This window comes from Mesorhizobium sp. M0408 (assembly GCF_040321495.1).
Lineage (GTDB): Bacteria > Pseudomonadota > Alphaproteobacteria > Rhizobiales > Rhizobiaceae > Mesorhizobium.
This window is the reverse complement of record NZ_JAMYRO010000040.1, coordinates 1-13,793: the sequence shown is the minus strand read 5'-3', so window position 1 is coordinate 13,793 and position 13,793 is coordinate 1. Positions and strand designations below refer to the sequence as shown.

Below are 13,793 nucleotides of genomic sequence, written 5' to 3'. Positions count from 1 at the left end.
CGCTCCGCTCGGTGCGAGGCGTCCTGTCAAGGGTGCTCAATCGCCGTTGCGGCGGTTCGGACGTGACCAGATGAGGCTGTAGCCCTGGCCATCCTCGCCCACGACGAGGTTGGCGTAGATCGGAGCGGTGAAGCTCGGGTCGTCGAGCTTGAGACCCAGTTAGCTGCGACCCTCGTTGGACTGCTTGGACCAGGCCGCCCCGATTTCGATGCGGCCGACGAAGACCCGGTGGCTGGGAGCGTTTTCGCCGCTGGCGCGCGTATCGGGTACGATACGGACCTTCTTGGCCTGGAGGGAGAGGGTGACGATCTCGCCGCTGAACTCGTTGTTGTCCGATTGCTGGAAGTTGCCGATGGTAGCCATTGTCGTTCTCCTGACTGGTTGCCGAAGCCGCCCTGTGCGGCCTCGATAGCGGTCGTGAGGCGACGATCGGGCCGACTGCATCCTGTGGACCGCAGCGCCAGCGGAGGACGGCGGCAGCCGAGCTTGTTGTCCCGCGAGGAATGCGGCAAAGCCGCAGGGGAAGAAGGTCGGGGAAGCCGTTGCAGGCAGAGGCCCGACCGGCGCCAGACCAGCCAGTAGAGAGGCCGTATAGGGAGGATTTCAGCATCAGTCTCTCGAGAACGATGCTGGCCATCGGCCCTTCAGCCACGCATTCGGCACAAGCAGCGCGATCCCTACCGCCACATGAACCTGAGGTCTGAGCCCATTCCTGATCCGCGCGTTTGCACGTATCAACCTCACATCCGGTCGCCGCTCGAGCGGCCGCACCATAATCCCGCCTGCGGCGGCAAGGGCTCAGGAGGACGAGACCAGTCTCGATGACGGCGTTCAAAGCCATGCCGCAATGCGGTCGTCCACCTGGTTCCGGCGGGGCTGATCAGGCCCTGGCCGAACTGGAATGCGGTCAGATCGTCATGGTCTTACAAACGCTCCTTCGATCACCACGCCGGCGCGGACGTATTTCCACAAAGCCACGATCAGCTTGCGGGCCAGCGCGGTAATCATCACCTTCTTGAAGCGTCCGCCATTCTGGGCAACTCGCTCGTTGAACCAGCGGCTGAGCGCCGAGGCGGGCTGGTGCCGCAACCAGAGCCACGCCATTTCCAGCAGCGTCGATCGCAAGCGTGGGTTTCCGGACTTTCCGATCCCCTGTTCCCGGTCGATCGACCCGCTTTGCCATGGCGTCGGCGCAAGGCCGGCATAGGCCGCCAGCTGCCGGCGATTGTCGAAGCACCGAAACAAGCCCTCTCCCCACAGCACGGCCGCAAACTCTGGTCCGATACCGACGACTTTCGACAGCATAACCACTTCACGCGCCGATTGGCGTTCTTCGGCGAGCATGGCGTCCCGTTCCGCCTCGACTGCCTTGATCTGATCGAGCAACATTTCCATTCGGTCGACCTCACGCAGAACCTGGCGCTTCATATTTGCGGGCAGATCCCGTCCATCGCCGGTGTGAAGAGTTTCCAGCCGATCGCGACGATCACGCCGCAAAGGATCGTAGCCGGTGATGCCCTGCGAGAAGAGCAGACCCTTGATCCGGTTGCCGTGCCGGATGCGTTCTTCCATCAACACCTTGCGCTCCCGGACGATGCGGCGGCGATCCTCCTCATAAGGGCTCGGCACGCGTAGCATGGAGCAGACTCGCGGTTCGCCACGCTTGAACGCCAGCAGCGACGCCGAGTGGTTTTGAAAGCAAGGCAGCGCACAAAGAGCTGGACGAGATCTTTGTTTCGGTGGAGTTGAGCAAGAAGTCCTGGCTGGTCACCTCGATTCGCCGGGAGCTGGCGGGTTATCGCGCCATACCATCCCCGGCGCGGATATTGCCGGGCTTCTTGGCCGCCTCGCTCAGTTGAAGCAAAGGCTCGTAGCCGAACCGGCCGCGACTATCCGTTCGTCATCATTCAAGGGGCCGGCCTTGATGGCTTCTGGGTCCACCGAGTTCTGGAAGCAGAAGGCCACGACACTCATGTCGTTGACGCGGCATTTTGAACATCACTACGGTTCGGTCGCTCCTCCAAGCGCCCGCCGTGCGGGTGGCGGAGGAGTTGTATGGCCTCATGAGGGTTGAACGAATGTTTCGGGCAAGTTTGCAGCCAGCTCCGCCGACTGAACCAAGTCCGGAGATTCCATATCGACGCTTGGGTTGGACGCTCGCGCCAGCCGGAACCAACGGCGGCCACAAGCGGTTTACCAATCGAAGGGACTGCAATGGATGCAGGATAATGGAATTTTTGGATATGGAACTGGCGAGAGCCCGACAGCGGCTCAACGGAGCGCAGCTTTCCCTTAAACGTGCGAATGAAATGCTGGATGAAGACTGCGGCGTCGGCATCAATATCGCGCTGTGCAGCAGGATACGGGCTGCGCAACGGCGCGTGGTGGAGGCCAGATCGCGGTTGACGAAGATCGATCCCACCAGCGCTGACGGAGTTCGCACACGTTGAACCATCCGGGCCGTGAAAGCCTTCCGATCCGCCGCTGCCCCATGTCGTCACGGCTAGCGCCTCAGACCGCGCAGCAATATGTGAGGACCGGCCTCTCATTCGTCACGGCCCTCCGGCCAGCTCTTTGCGAGCGTAAGATCGGACAGCGGAACCAAAGGCGGATTCGCGAATTCTACCGCTAGACAATTGGATTGTCGCCCATGAGGCTCGCGACCCTCCACCTTGAAACTGCGAGATACGGCGATGTATATCGCGCCGCCAGGCTCGCGCGACTGACGCGGCAAATGATCCGGCACATCAAGCGCACTGACACCTCGGCTCAAAACGTCGAGCAAGCGCTGGCTAGGTTGGCCGAAGCAAACGCGCCCATGGATCGGCTCACGCTGCATCAGTAAGGCCGCCACGCTCATGCCCGCCCCCGCATCGGCACGATGTGCGGCGGGTTGTTTGTGTGGCGTTCCCTCCACATCCGTTTCGCGGTGCCGGGGATGGCGCTCATGATCTTGGCGATCGGGCGCTCGCTGCCCAGTCGAGTAGATCGAGCTGCGCTGGGTCATGATATCGCTTCTTCGTGACTCCGCTGGTCCTTAATCGGTTGTTCTTGCGAGACTTATGTAACATCGTGCCAGCGCCGTTCAGCGCATCGTTGCCGCCACGGCCTCGGATGATGTCGGCGACATTGAAAGAGCCGAGCCGTTGATGCAGCCCAGTTCGCTGCTACGGTCAATGATCCTGGTCGGCGGCAGACTTAAAAGTGCTGACGGGTGGCTAGAATGTATTACGTCCACGGATATGCCTACGAGAACGTCTTCCCCTTCCCGGGTGACTTTACGCGGCTTCCTCATCATCGTCCGACTCGTACTTTCGAGCTCGTGACGCTGGATCCCGGGTGCTGTCAGGCCGCATGCCGGCGATAGCAAAAGAACGCCCCCTCAATAGTGGGTCTTGCGATGTAGCGGTCTCCCACCCTCAAATTCCAAACAATTCTCTGTTGGAATACAGCGCGCTCTGAAGCCCAGGATGGCGCCGAAAGCTGTTTGCTGGGCCGTGCGCCAAATCAGCCGAATTGCTCTCTAGAAAGCCGTTCTTCTCCATACTTCTGTGCTACGCTATTTAGCACACAGGTTGGCGATCTCAATGAATTCAAGTGCTTGGCGCATAGCGCCTAGCATCGAGTTTGCGGCCTGCTGCGCTGGAGCGAGAGAACCCGACGACGAACGCGAACGCCCATCGACAGGTTTGAGAGATTTTGCTCTAGTGAGAGTATGATCCACGCCGCATAGACCGGTGTTATTTCCCCTGGCGATTCTTCCAAGAGATCGCGTCCTCAAGCCGGTCGTCACCCCAGAAAATCTCCTTGCCGACGACGAAAGTCGGCGAGCCGAAAATGCCGAGGCTCTTGGCTTGGTTCGTCGCGTCAACAAGCCCCGCCACGGCTTCTTCCGCGTCCGCGCGTGCCAGCACATCCTCCACATCGGCGCCGGCCTCCGTGATACTCTGGCTGATGTTCGGCTCATTTCCGGCAGGAAGTCCTTCTTCGATCCATCGCCTGTAGCTTGCCCGGACATAGGCGGGACACCAGCCTTCTGCTGCCCCCACGATTGCTACACGGTTCGCCCGTTCCAGCTCCGCTAGAGGGTACGGCGCCGGGAGCTTCGGCGAGAGCCCGCGCATTTGCGAGCGCCGCTCGATGTCCCTCCACATATAGGCGGCCTTTGCCGGCTTGTTCACAAAGGGGACGTTGTTCATCTCGATCATCACCACCCGCACATTGAAGGGTTTCCAGACGAAACGAACGCCAGTCTGCTTCTCGACCTGCTCGATGCGCATGACCGACAGGTATGTGTAGGTGCTGCCTATTGAGAACCAGAAGTCGATGATTGGCATTACCTAAAACTCCAGAGCATGACCCGCCTTGTCGCCAGCGAGGTGTGCTCCCAACGCGGCGATCCCGCTCCCGACATTAAGGCAGGCCTGGCTTCGTTGCCATTGTGGTTACCAATACGTCACCGGAAACCTGCGAGGCCAGGAAATTGCGAGCGTCGCGTATGTCCCGAGAGAACTCTGCATCTGCAAAGGGAACCAGGAGTTGCTCCAGCATCGAGCAGGGATAGAGCCCAGGGCTGGCCTCGTGTGCGAAACGCGCGAGATCTGTCGCGGCTCGAAGTTCCAACATTCGGGCGTCCTGCTGCCGCGCAACCTCCATTGCGGCGAGGAGGCTGGTTTCCACCCGGGAGAGGTCCGGCTGTGGTTGCTTCAGTGCCACCAGGCCATCGAGCCGATGAAGTTCAGCCAGCCAGAACTGCTCGCCCGACCGGCCAACGAAGGCGAAACCTTCCCGCACCGCAGCCTCTGCTGCCACCGTATTGCCGGCCTTCAGAAGGCATTCGGCAAGCTGCGCGACGAACACTGACTCGAATAGGTGAGCGTCGCGCGTTCGATTGGAATCGAGCGCCTGACGGATCGTCGCTATGTTCTCGTCGGTTGGCTCGCGCCGGGCTCGCACACATGCATGGCATAGAACGCCGTTTCGCTTCAGGTGCTCGACCTTCCGTTCGCCGCAATAGGTGACGAGCGCAACAGCATCGCTCTCGCAAGCGTCGAGATTGCCGAACAGAAATTGTGGCCACACGATCGTGTAGAAGTTGCCTGCCGCGACGGTGTGAGCGTTGCCATGATTTAACAGCTCTGACCGCACCTGTTCACTGGATTTCGCGACGCCCTCGTACTGTCCCAGCAGAGCTAACGCCATTGTCTTCCAGTACAGGACGTTCAGGCCGGGGTCGATGCCAAACCAGGAGCTCAACACCTTCTGGCGGTCGGGGTCACGATATCTTTCAGCCGACTGCAGACTTTCCAGAGCCTCGCGAGAACGTCCGGTCAGGACCTGGGTCGTCCCGAGAAGCCGATAGGCGACCAACTTGAATGTCGGGTCGACCTGGCGGTCCGCAAACTCTACAATCTGCCGCGCTAGGGCGAACGCATCCTCCATCTTCCCCGCGAAATAGCTGCTCGCGCAAAGGCCATGCAGAACCGAGAAGCGTTGCAAGTCGGAACCGACGCCTGCGTCAAGCAGTGATTTGGCACTAGTCAACGCCGCAACTGTTTCCTGGAACGGCAGCAGCGAGTTGGCGCGGGCGACCAATAGAGCCAGTTCAAGTGGTCGACGCACCTGCTCGTCTTCGATTTGCCGGGCTGCCGTCAATCCGGCCCCGGTGTGCTGAGTGGCCTCGGCAAGAGCTGACCGCGACAGGGCCAATTCCGCAGCAGTCAGCCAATAGTGCGCCGCCGGCTCCGAGAGTCCCGCCTCAGTGTAGTGATGGGCGATCACCGCCGGCGCGGATTCGCTGCTATCAGCAAAGCGCTCGACAATTGACCGGGCGATGTCCGCATGGATGCGCTGTCTGCGGGAGCGAAGCAGCGAGTTGTGGGCTGCATCCTGCACGAGCGCGTGTTTGAAAACATAGATCGTGTCACCTATGGCGGCGCGAGAGAATACCAGCTCCGACTCGACCAGTTTGTGTAACGCCTCCTTAAGCGCGGTTCCGGTAATCGGCGAGATCGCTTCCAGCAGACGGTACGAAAATTCCCGGCCGATCGCCGCGCCAATCTGTGCGATTTCCCGGATCGACCCGAGCCTATCCAACCGCGCCATTAGGGAGTCCTGCAGCGTCGATGGAATCGCCAGTGCCGTCAACGGCGCGGCCAGCACAAAACACTGGCTTTGCTCGCGCAGTTGCCCCGATTCAAGGACCGCCTTGGTCAGCTCCTCGACGAATAAGGGAACGCCGTCAGTCTTAGAGATTATCGCGCTTTGCACTTCTGCAGGAATCTCCTTGCCGCCGGTGATGCGATCGATCATGGCTGCAGCGTGACGCCGTCCGAATCGGTTGAGCGCCAGCCCATGGCCTTGACCGACCCAGGGATTTGTAAACTCCGGGCGAGAGGTCACTATCAACAGCGCCCGCAATCCCGGTACTCGCTCGACGATGCCGCTGAAGAAATCCAGCGAGGTGGGGTCTATCCAGTGCGCGTCCTCCAGCACGGCAAACACGGGCGCCTCTCGCGTCAGCCCGGCGAACAGCTCAATCAACGCGGCAATCGTCTGCTCCTTTGCCTCGCTCGGCACTACTCCGAGGTCCTGAAAGTGTCCCTCGGTCGAGATCGACAGAAGCGAGGCGAGATAGGATGCGACGCCCCGGCCACCGAGGCCCGAGCGGGCGATTAAAGCTTCGAGCCTTTCGATTTGCGCTGTCGGCGGCTCGCCGGACCTAAGACCCAGCGAAGATGATATCTGTCGGACGACTGGATACATCGAGACGTTGCGATGGTGCGGAGAACACTGGTAACGCACAAGGCCATAAGGTTGACCCACGATCCGTTCGCGCAGTGCCTCCAACAGGCGTGACTTGCCGATGCCTGCCTCGCCGGTCAGCAACACTACTTGGCCTTCCCCCCCGCACGCGTCGCTCCAGCGGTCGGCAAGCAACGCCACTTCCTGATCACGTCCCACCAGGGGCGCGTTCGACCGGGACGCCTCGAACCGATTGACGTTCTCCGTCTCGCGGAGGACCTCCCAGGCCGAAACCGGAGCATCAAAGCCTTTGATGACGTGGACGCCCAAGGCCTTGAGCTCGAATACCTCGCCAAGTAGTAGGCGCGTCGAAGACGCGATGACGATGCGGCCTGCGTTCGCCAGACCCTGAAGCCGGGCCGCGAGATTCGGCGTATCGCCGACCACCGCATGCTCGCGCGATGCACCATGGCCGATCACGTCCCCCACCACCACCAGGCCAGTCGCAATTCCGACGCGCGCCTGGAGTGTGCCTGCTGCCGCCGTTTCAATCGTGGCAACCGCAGCTACGATCTCCAGAGCGGCACGCACGGAACGCTCCGCGTCGTCTTCATGGGCAAGCGGATAGCCGAAATAGGCCAACACGCCGTCACCCATGAACTTCGCAACAAAACCCCCGTACCGGGCGATGATGACGGAGCAAGCTTCTTGGTAAGCGCGCAGTACGTTGCGCATCTCCTCCGGATCCAGCCGTGTCGACATTTGCGTCGAGCCGACGAGATCGCAGAACATAACTGTAATCTGACGTCGCTCAGCTGTGTCGACATGCGGCGTCGTCGGCTCTATGGGCTCGGGTTCCAATTGCCGCGCACCAAGGCGTTCGATTGCCTTCAACAACCGCTTGCGATGCCCGAGAAGCACGCCGATCTTTTCCAGGTCGGCGTCCGTAAGGTCAGGCAGCACTTCGCTGTCTATCCCGTTCTCACGGAACGAAGCTTCATATTGAACAAGACCGAGGCTCTGCAGCCATTTCCCTAAATTCATGGACGTATCGCAGCCCGATTGGACCAATAGTCCTCAAACGGGAGCCGGATGTCTAGTGAAGAGAATTCCGGGTAGTGGGTCAGTTTGAAATCTGACGCTGCGCTTCTTGCCGGGGCGCCGTTCTTCGCTCAGCTCTGGGCATATTTGTCAGTTCTTCGGCATTTGGGGTGGCACAAGTTGAACGTATGGCGTCGTCGGTTCCTTATCAGGGCGAATGCGACTGGGGGCCGGCTTCCCGTGTTTGCCGAGCGACCTAATGTATTGATAGAGCGATTGCATATCGCTCTCGTCCATCGCTCGAAGATTGTACCAAGGCATCGGTGGAGATGTTCTAATGCGCTTCAGCATCCCTACAAATCCACGCTCGGTCATTACCGAAGCATCTATCCGAAGATTGGTCGCATAGGTCGTGCCCCAAGGACCGCGCCAACCGACCGAGTTGCCCATTAAAGCCTTTTCAGGATCAATCTTGCCTTCTGTTTCCCGGTAGCCTTCGGTATGGCAATCGTGACACCCGCCGATGATTGATACCTGCAACCCTCGTTCGACCGATACTTCGCCTTGAGCGAAGGCTGCAATTGGCATCGTGAGACCGGCTAATAGGAAAAACAGGCTTGTGACACGCATCCTTCCCTCCCATGCGTTCCGCTAAGCAGTATGAGCCAACGTCCGAAGGCGACGGCTAGCTTGAAAGGCTCTTTTTGTAAGGGCCGCGAATAGCCGGTTTCTCGGCTTCTCTCGCTTCGATCAGCGCAACGATGTCACCAATCTCCCAAAGCTTGTCAGTGACGCCAGTGGCCATCGCAGGCGTCATGCGCAACGTGGCATGGATGCGAACAAAATTGTAGTACATGAAATGCAACGCCACCGCATTGGCGTGAGCCTCCACCTTCTTGGAAAAGCCATTGGTCAGGCGAGTGAAGCGGCGCATGTGCATCCGCATGGTCAGGTTCTGGCGTTCCGCAAATGACGTGCTGACATGCTTGATGTCAGGATTTCCTTCGATCCGTTCTTTCCGCGCGCCAGTGCATTCGGCGGGGCTATAGCGCCCCTTGGCGCTGTCAGGCGAAGTGCCATAGAGCTTGATCAGCATGGCATAGTCGATATCGCCGCCGAACGCACCTTCAACAGCCTCTAGCGACTTGAACCCCCGACGTCAGCACCGAAACATTCTGCCGCATCTTACCCTGTCCGATTTGCACGTCGCTACTCGCCTTTCCCGAACGAGCCGGCCAAGCAGCTTCCGCACCACGCAACATCTCTTATCTTGGGCAACACGGTCTCTTCATTACCGGATGTGCGGGATGTGGATTTGTTGTGCCGAGTGCAATATGGCCCCGTTTACCGGGACCGAGGCTTGTCGAAACAGTCAACCGCCTGGATTTGATATCGTTGTGCTGTTTCAGTACCGACGTTCTCGAGGCCGCGTCTATGAAGAGTGACGCGCTTTCGTACCCGCCCCGCGGCCTCTCTCGTGAGGAAGCAGCGCGCTATGTCGGCGTCGGATCGACACTATTCGACGACATGGTTGCTGACGGCCGCATGCCGAGGCCTAAGCACGTCAACAGTCGCGCGATCTGGGATCGTGTGGCGCTCGATATCGCTTTCTCCGCCCTGCCAGACAAAGACAATGGTCTCCAACAACTATTGGAGCGGAGCAAACGAGAGCCGACAAGGAGATAAGCAACTACGCACATTGCGTATACGCTGCAGGCGTAGTACAGTCATCGCCTGAGCGGATGAGATGACGTGAACGACAATGAAAAGCTCGCGCGAGAAGTGAAAGCCTGGCGGGCGAAGGGAGGATTCACCGCCGAGAGTGCAGCCAAGGTCTTGGGAATACCGAAACGCACTTTTGAAGGCATAGAGCAAGGTCGGGGCTTCCCTTACCCGGTACTCCTGCGCGTTGCTATAGAAAGCAAGACCCTTTCGCTTCAGGCAATGCTGGAGGATTCCCCGCCTGTTGAGCAACGGCAGCGGAAAACTCAAAGGGAGATTTAATGGCCAGGCCATTCAAAGATATCCGCTACCCCGGCGTTTCGTCGCGCATCAAGAACGGAAAGCTCGTCTATCGCTATCGCGGCAAAGGAATGCCCGAAATTCGGCTTCCTGGCGGACCAGGCGATCCTGAGTTCGAAGCCGCCTATGAACAGGCAACGCAAGGCCAAGGTCAAAAGGCCGTCATCATTGACTTGCCCGGTCGGGCGTTGCCAAAGACATTTGGTCATGCTGCGCGCCGACTTGAAGCGACGATGGAATGGCTGGACTTCGACGAAGCGACGCAGCAGAAGAATGCTCGGCTTATTGAGCGCTTCCTTCAGATGCAGGTCGATCCTGCCTATCCGCTGACTTGGCGCAACACGCCGGTGGAACATCTCGATGCCGACCATCTGCGTGCGATTATCGAAAGTGTCTTTGCCACCAACCGGACGGTTGCCAAGCACCTGCTGGTGGCAATCAAGAAGCTCCTGTGGGTGGCGATCGAAGTTGAGAAATGGATCAAACCGCAGGACGATCCCTCGCTGTCGATCCGCGTCCGCATTCCAAAATCGACTGCCAATCCCGCCTGGCCGATCGCCATTCGTGAAAAGTTCGAGGCGCACCATCCAATCGGCTCAGCGCCGCGCACCTGCTATGCGCTCGGTTTCTGGCTCGGCAACCGACGCGGCGATATCGCCTCACTGGAGTGGGACGATTTGGTCTTCGAGGAGATCGAATTGTTCGATGGCTCCTTGGAAACAATCGAAGCCTTCGACTTCCGACAGCAGAAAAATCGTCATGGCGGGCGCGAGATGTTCATCCCTGTTGTGGACAAGCTGGCGCAAGCTTTAGTGCCACTAGATCGCTCTAAGGGTGGCACGGTATTGAAGAACGGCTATGGGCGTCCGTTCTCCGAAAAGAGCCTCACCGGCATGATGGCACATTGGAACAAGCAAGCCGGCATCCCGGAGGGCTACACCCTGCACGGGCTGCGCCGTACCTTCGGTACGTATCTCGCCGAATGCAACATCCAAGCGCGCGCTATCATGGAGGCGATGGGGCATTCTTCAATGACGGTAACAGACGAGTATGTGCGAGAGGCCAATAAGAAACGGATGGCTGTCGATATCGCCCGCGCCATTAACGAGCGGGAGGCCAAACGCGACGCCATGAAGCAACGGACACCGCTGCGCGTCATCAAATGAGCGGTTTCAAACCGACCACATGCAGGGTGGCCTATCGGCCGCCCTTTTTGTTGGGCCCATAACGGGCCCAAAACGTTTTGGGCCGAGGCCACTTTTTATAAACAAAATCAATGGTCATGGTGGGCCCGGAGGGACTCGAACCCCCAACCAAGCGGTTATGAGCCGCCGGCTCTAACCATTGAGCTACAGGCCCCACGGCGCTGGATTAGTGTTTTTCCCTGAACCGCACAAGGCTTTCCGAGGGCTTTCCGAGCAGGCGTTCCAAGGGGGCTGGCAGAGATCGCCCAAATCAGCCCATATTGATAACCTATTGCACGTCGCCCATTGGACGCCGGCCAACACTCGGCTGTCTTGGGATCCCAGATCGAGGAGATTTCATGACCAGACGTATTTTGCCCCTGGCGATTGCCGCCGCAATCGCATTTCCGGCGATCGCGGCCGCCGCCGATTCGCCACCGCCGCCGCGTATCGTCGTCACCGGTGAAGGCGAGGCGGCGATAGCACCCGATCTGGCTCTGCTGACGCTCAGCGTCATGCGCGAAGCCAAGACGGCACGTGCAGCGCTCGATGCCAATAACGACGCCATGGCCGCGGTGATCGCTGCCATGAAATCGTCCGGCATCAAGGAGCGCGACCTGCAGACCGCGGGCATCCAGATCAATCCACGCTATAACTACACCAACAAGACCGACGGCAGCCAGGAGGCCGAGCTTGTCGCCTATCAGGTGACCAACACGCTGTCGGTGCGCATCCGCGACATCGACAAGACCGGCGACATTCTCGACAAGGCGGTGTCGCTCGGCGTCAACCAGGGCGGCGGCATCTCCTTCTCCAACGACGATCCGGCGGCAGCCGTCACCGAGGCGCGCAAGAAGGCCGTCGCCAATGCCATGGCCAAGGCCAAGACGCTGGCCGAAGCGGCCGGCGTCGGCATCGGCCGGGTCCTGGAAATCACCGACCAGAATTTCGCACCACCGCCGATGCCGATCAACGCCAAGGCATTCGATGCCGCCGGTGCGTCGGTCCCGGTGCAAGCCGGCGAAAATTCCTATACCGCACAGGTGACGGTGACTTTCGAATTGAAATGACCATCGCTTGCAGCATGAAAAACCCCGGAGGATCGATCCTCCGGGGTTTTTTGAGCCGCGCTTTCCGTCCTGGCGGAAAGGGCTCCGCTACTCCACCGGCTGCAAGTCAACCGGCCGCAGGCCCGAAGACCTTAGCGATAGATGATCGGACAGCCGCGCTCATTGGCGAATACGATCACGACACGGTCGCCATACTGGCGGCCGGCGACCTTGACCGTGCGGCGGTTGATGTCGATGATGCGGGCGCGGTGCAGGCCCATGCGTTCGGCCTTGTCGATGGCACGCTCCGGCGAACAGGACCGGCGCCAGCCGCCATGACGGCGGTGTTCGCGATAGTAACCATCATCTTCGTCGCCGGTATAGACGCCGACGCGCGGATCCTGGTTGTTGCCGAAGCCGAGATAAATGCTGTCAGCATGAGCGGGGATGGCAGCAAGCGTGCCAAGGCCGACAAGAGCCGAAAGAGCCGCCGTCTTGATGGTGTTGAACATTGTCTTCTCTCCTTGTTGAGGGTTTCCACCCGTTTTCGTCGAACCGATGGGAGGAGAATGCACCCGCCTGTCTGAATTTTTTGCGAACCGGCCATTCATCCCCCGTTCATGCGGCAAGAATGGGCCAGCCGTTAGTCTCTCCGTTTCTGGAACCGTTCTATGCAGGGCAGATGGGGAACGTACCCTTTTGCCATGGTTCCCGGTCTTCGTTACCGCAGGAAATCCTAAGGCTCGTCCGCGAGCATATGGTCGAAATAGTCGTCCGGCTCGGCAAGGTCGGTCTCGCTGGCGCTGACCCGGCCGCGCATCGAGATGCCGGCCTCGTGCACGGTCTCGTCGCTTCCAGACACCAGCCTGTGCCACCAATAGAGGTCGCGGCCCTCGGCGACCAGCCGGTAAGCGCAGGTCTTGGGCAGCCAGCTGATGGTGCGCACATTCTGCGGCGTCAGCCCGACGCAATCCGGAACACGCGCCAGCCGGTTGGCATAGTCGGAGCAGCGGCAGCTTCCAGCGTCGAACAGCCGGCAGCCGACGCTGGTCCAGTAGATCTCTCCGGTGTCCTCGTCTTCGAGTTTGGACAGGCAGCATTTGCCACAACCGTCGCAGAGTGATTCCCACTCGGCCGGGGTCATCGCCTCGAGCGTCTTGGTCTTCCAGAACGGCTTTTCCATCGTCGGCATGTGGCCCTCGGACGCGTCAAGGTCAAGCACGGCAACCGTGCACCCTCGTCCGAACCATACGCCGGGACCATACGCCGGAACATACGCCAGGACCATACGCCAGGACCATACGAATGACATGAAGTCGCCTTCAAAACGCCGGTCAATCGCCCTGTGCCACCGCTAGAACCTACAAACAGGAACCAAACATGGTTGCTGAAAGTTTGGGCAGGGATGGGACGCCACAAGGAGTGTTTATGATGAAACGCCAACCATGGATTCTGGCAGGCACGGCGCTTGGCCTGTTGATGGCGTCCGCGCCGTTAGGCGCGTTCCCGCTGCAAGGCAATGCCGCATTCAGCCCCGTGCAACGTACCGCAGCGCCGCTCATCCCAGTGCAATCGAGTTGCGCCGAGGGCGAGTCGGCGGAGGCCTGCGCGCAAAGCCAGCAGGCAGAGCAGCCCAGAAAGAAGAAGCGCGACCAGCAGCAGCAAACGGAATCCGCTCCGGCCGAGCAGATCGCTCCAGCCGAGTCCGAGCAACCCCGCAAGAAGCGGCGCAATCAGCAGCAGCAAACAGAAT

At 59.8% G+C, this 13,793-nt stretch carries 11 protein-coding genes, 1 tRNA gene and 5 pseudogenes; 7 read left to right on the top strand and 10 right to left on the bottom strand.

The annotated features are described in order from the left end of the window. Positions 1–36: 36 nt before the first annotated feature. Positions 37–363, bottom strand: a pseudogene (locus tag NKI67_RS30160) (DUF736 domain-containing protein). 552 nt (positions 364–915) lie between these two features. Then, positions 916–1,680: pseudogene (locus NKI67_RS30155) on the bottom strand (IS110 family RNA-guided transposase); the annotation flags it as partial. Between the two features lie 38 nt (positions 1,681–1,718). On the opposite strand from NKI67_RS30155, the pseudogene NKI67_RS33930 reads away from it, so the two are divergent. Both NKI67_RS33930 and NKI67_RS30150 read left to right on the top strand, forming a co-directional pair. After that, positions 1,719–1,989: pseudogene (locus tag NKI67_RS33930) on the top strand (IS110 family transposase); the annotation flags it as partial. Positions 1,990–2,228: 239 nt separating this feature from the next. Next, complete coding sequence (locus tag NKI67_RS30150) at positions 2,229–2,450, top strand: hypothetical protein (RefSeq protein ID WP_023680037.1); 222 nt, start codon at positions 2,229–2,231, stop codon at positions 2,448–2,450. A gap of 95 nt (positions 2,451–2,545) precedes the next feature. Here the strand turns inward: NKI67_RS30150 and NKI67_RS30145 are convergent, their stop codons facing one another. The 5 genes and pseudogenes from NKI67_RS30145 to NKI67_RS30125 form a co-directional block, all read right to left on the bottom strand. Then, on the bottom strand, positions 2,546–3,007 hold the full coding sequence (locus tag NKI67_RS30145) for a hypothetical protein (protein ID WP_156937462.1): 462 nt from the start codon (positions 3,005–3,007) through the stop codon (positions 2,546–2,548). 733 nt (positions 3,008–3,740) lie between these two features. After that, on the bottom strand, positions 3,741–4,337 hold the full coding sequence (locus tag NKI67_RS30140; protein WP_023680039.1) for a 2-hydroxychromene-2-carboxylate isomerase: 597 nt from the start codon (positions 4,335–4,337) through the stop codon (positions 3,741–3,743). 76 nt (positions 4,338–4,413) lie between these two features. Beyond that, on the bottom strand, positions 4,414–7,788 hold the full coding sequence (locus NKI67_RS30135) for an AAA family ATPase (protein WP_352648435.1): 3,375 nt from the start codon (positions 7,786–7,788) through the stop codon (positions 4,414–4,416). 147 nt (positions 7,789–7,935) lie between these two features. Beyond that, on the bottom strand, positions 7,936–8,415 hold the full coding sequence (locus tag NKI67_RS30130) for a c-type cytochrome (RefSeq protein ID WP_352457996.1): 480 nt from the start codon (positions 8,413–8,415) through the stop codon (positions 7,936–7,938). Positions 8,416–8,470: 55 nt separating this feature from the next. Then, positions 8,471–8,926: pseudogene (locus tag NKI67_RS30125) on the bottom strand (IS1 family transposase); the annotation flags it as partial. A gap of 293 nt (positions 8,927–9,219) precedes the next feature. On the opposite strand from NKI67_RS30125, the gene NKI67_RS30120 reads away from it, so the two are divergent. From NKI67_RS30120 to NKI67_RS30110, 3 genes are all read left to right on the top strand, one after another. Continuing rightward, positions 9,220–9,471 carry a hypothetical protein gene (locus NKI67_RS30120; protein ID WP_031212899.1) on the top strand — a complete coding sequence of 84 codons (252 nt, stop codon included), beginning with the start codon at positions 9,220–9,222 and terminating at the stop codon, positions 9,469–9,471. 66 nt (positions 9,472–9,537) lie between these two features. Next, positions 9,538–9,789, top strand: coding sequence for a helix-turn-helix domain-containing protein (locus tag NKI67_RS30115; RefSeq protein ID WP_023680045.1), 252 nt, complete (start codon positions 9,538–9,540; stop codon positions 9,787–9,789). Beyond that, positions 9,789–10,973 carry a tyrosine-type recombinase/integrase gene (locus tag NKI67_RS30110; protein ID WP_352648433.1) on the top strand — a complete coding sequence of 395 codons (1,185 nt, stop codon included), beginning with the start codon at positions 9,789–9,791 and terminating at the stop codon, positions 10,971–10,973. Before NKI67_RS30115 ends, NKI67_RS30110 begins: the two co-directional genes overlap by 1 nt. Before the next feature lie 117 nt (positions 10,974–11,090). On the opposite strand, the gene NKI67_RS30105 is transcribed toward NKI67_RS30110, so the two are convergent. Continuing rightward, a tRNA-Ile gene (locus NKI67_RS30105) sits at positions 11,091–11,166 on the bottom strand. A gap of 184 nt (positions 11,167–11,350) precedes the next feature. On the opposite strand from NKI67_RS30105, the gene NKI67_RS30100 reads away from it, so the two are divergent. Further along, positions 11,351–12,061 (top strand): SIMPL domain-containing protein, encoded by a 711-nt coding sequence (locus NKI67_RS30100; protein ID WP_352648431.1) that lies wholly within the window; start codon positions 11,351–11,353, stop codon positions 12,059–12,061. A gap of 131 nt (positions 12,062–12,192) precedes the next feature. Here NKI67_RS30100 and NKI67_RS30095 read toward each other — a convergent pair whose 3' ends face one another. Both NKI67_RS30095 and NKI67_RS30090 read right to left on the bottom strand, forming a co-directional pair. Beyond that, entirely contained in the window at positions 12,193–12,552 is a 360-nt protein-coding gene (locus tag NKI67_RS30095) for a hypothetical protein (RefSeq protein ID WP_023678277.1), read from the bottom strand. A gap of 224 nt (positions 12,553–12,776) precedes the next feature. Next, positions 12,777–13,223, bottom strand: coding sequence for a YcgN family cysteine cluster protein (locus tag NKI67_RS30090; protein ID WP_023678278.1), 447 nt, complete (start codon positions 13,221–13,223; stop codon positions 12,777–12,779). A 245-nt stretch (positions 13,224–13,468) separates the two neighbouring features. Between NKI67_RS30090 and NKI67_RS30085 the strand changes: the two are divergent. Beyond that, a pseudogene (locus NKI67_RS30085) lies at positions 13,469–13,793 on the top strand (OmpA family protein); the annotation flags it as partial.

Bases quoted from the DNA above. Each gene is read 5' to 3' on its own strand.
- NKI67_RS30150 (WP_023680037.1), top strand. From the start codon at position 2,229: ATGGAATTTTTGGATATGGAACTGGCGAGAGCCCGACAGCGGCTCAAC.
- NKI67_RS30145 (WP_156937462.1), bottom strand. From the start codon at position 3,007: ATGACCCAGCGCAGCTCGATCTACTCGACTGGGCAGCGAGCGCCCGAT.
- NKI67_RS30140 (WP_023680039.1), bottom strand. From the start codon at position 4,337: ATGCCAATCATCGACTTCTGGTTCTCAATAGGCAGCACCTACACATAC.
- NKI67_RS30135 (WP_352648435.1), bottom strand. From the start codon at position 7,788: ATGAATTTAGGGAAATGGCTGCAGAGCCTCGGTCTTGTTCAATATGAA.
- NKI67_RS30130 (WP_352457996.1), bottom strand. From the start codon at position 8,415: ATGCGTGTCACAAGCCTGTTTTTCCTATTAGCCGGTCTCACGATGCCA.
- NKI67_RS30120 (WP_031212899.1), top strand. From the start codon at position 9,220: ATGAAGAGTGACGCGCTTTCGTACCCGCCCCGCGGCCTCTCTCGTGAG.
- NKI67_RS30110 (WP_352648433.1), top strand. From the start codon at position 9,789: ATGGCCAGGCCATTCAAAGATATCCGCTACCCCGGCGTTTCGTCGCGC.
- NKI67_RS30100 (WP_352648431.1), top strand. From the start codon at position 11,351: ATGACCAGACGTATTTTGCCCCTGGCGATTGCCGCCGCAATCGCATTT.
- NKI67_RS30095 (WP_023678277.1), bottom strand. From the start codon at position 12,552: ATGTTCAACACCATCAAGACGGCGGCTCTTTCGGCTCTTGTCGGCCTT.
- NKI67_RS30090 (WP_023678278.1), bottom strand. From the start codon at position 13,223: ATGGAAAAGCCGTTCTGGAAGACCAAGACGCTCGAGGCGATGACCCCG.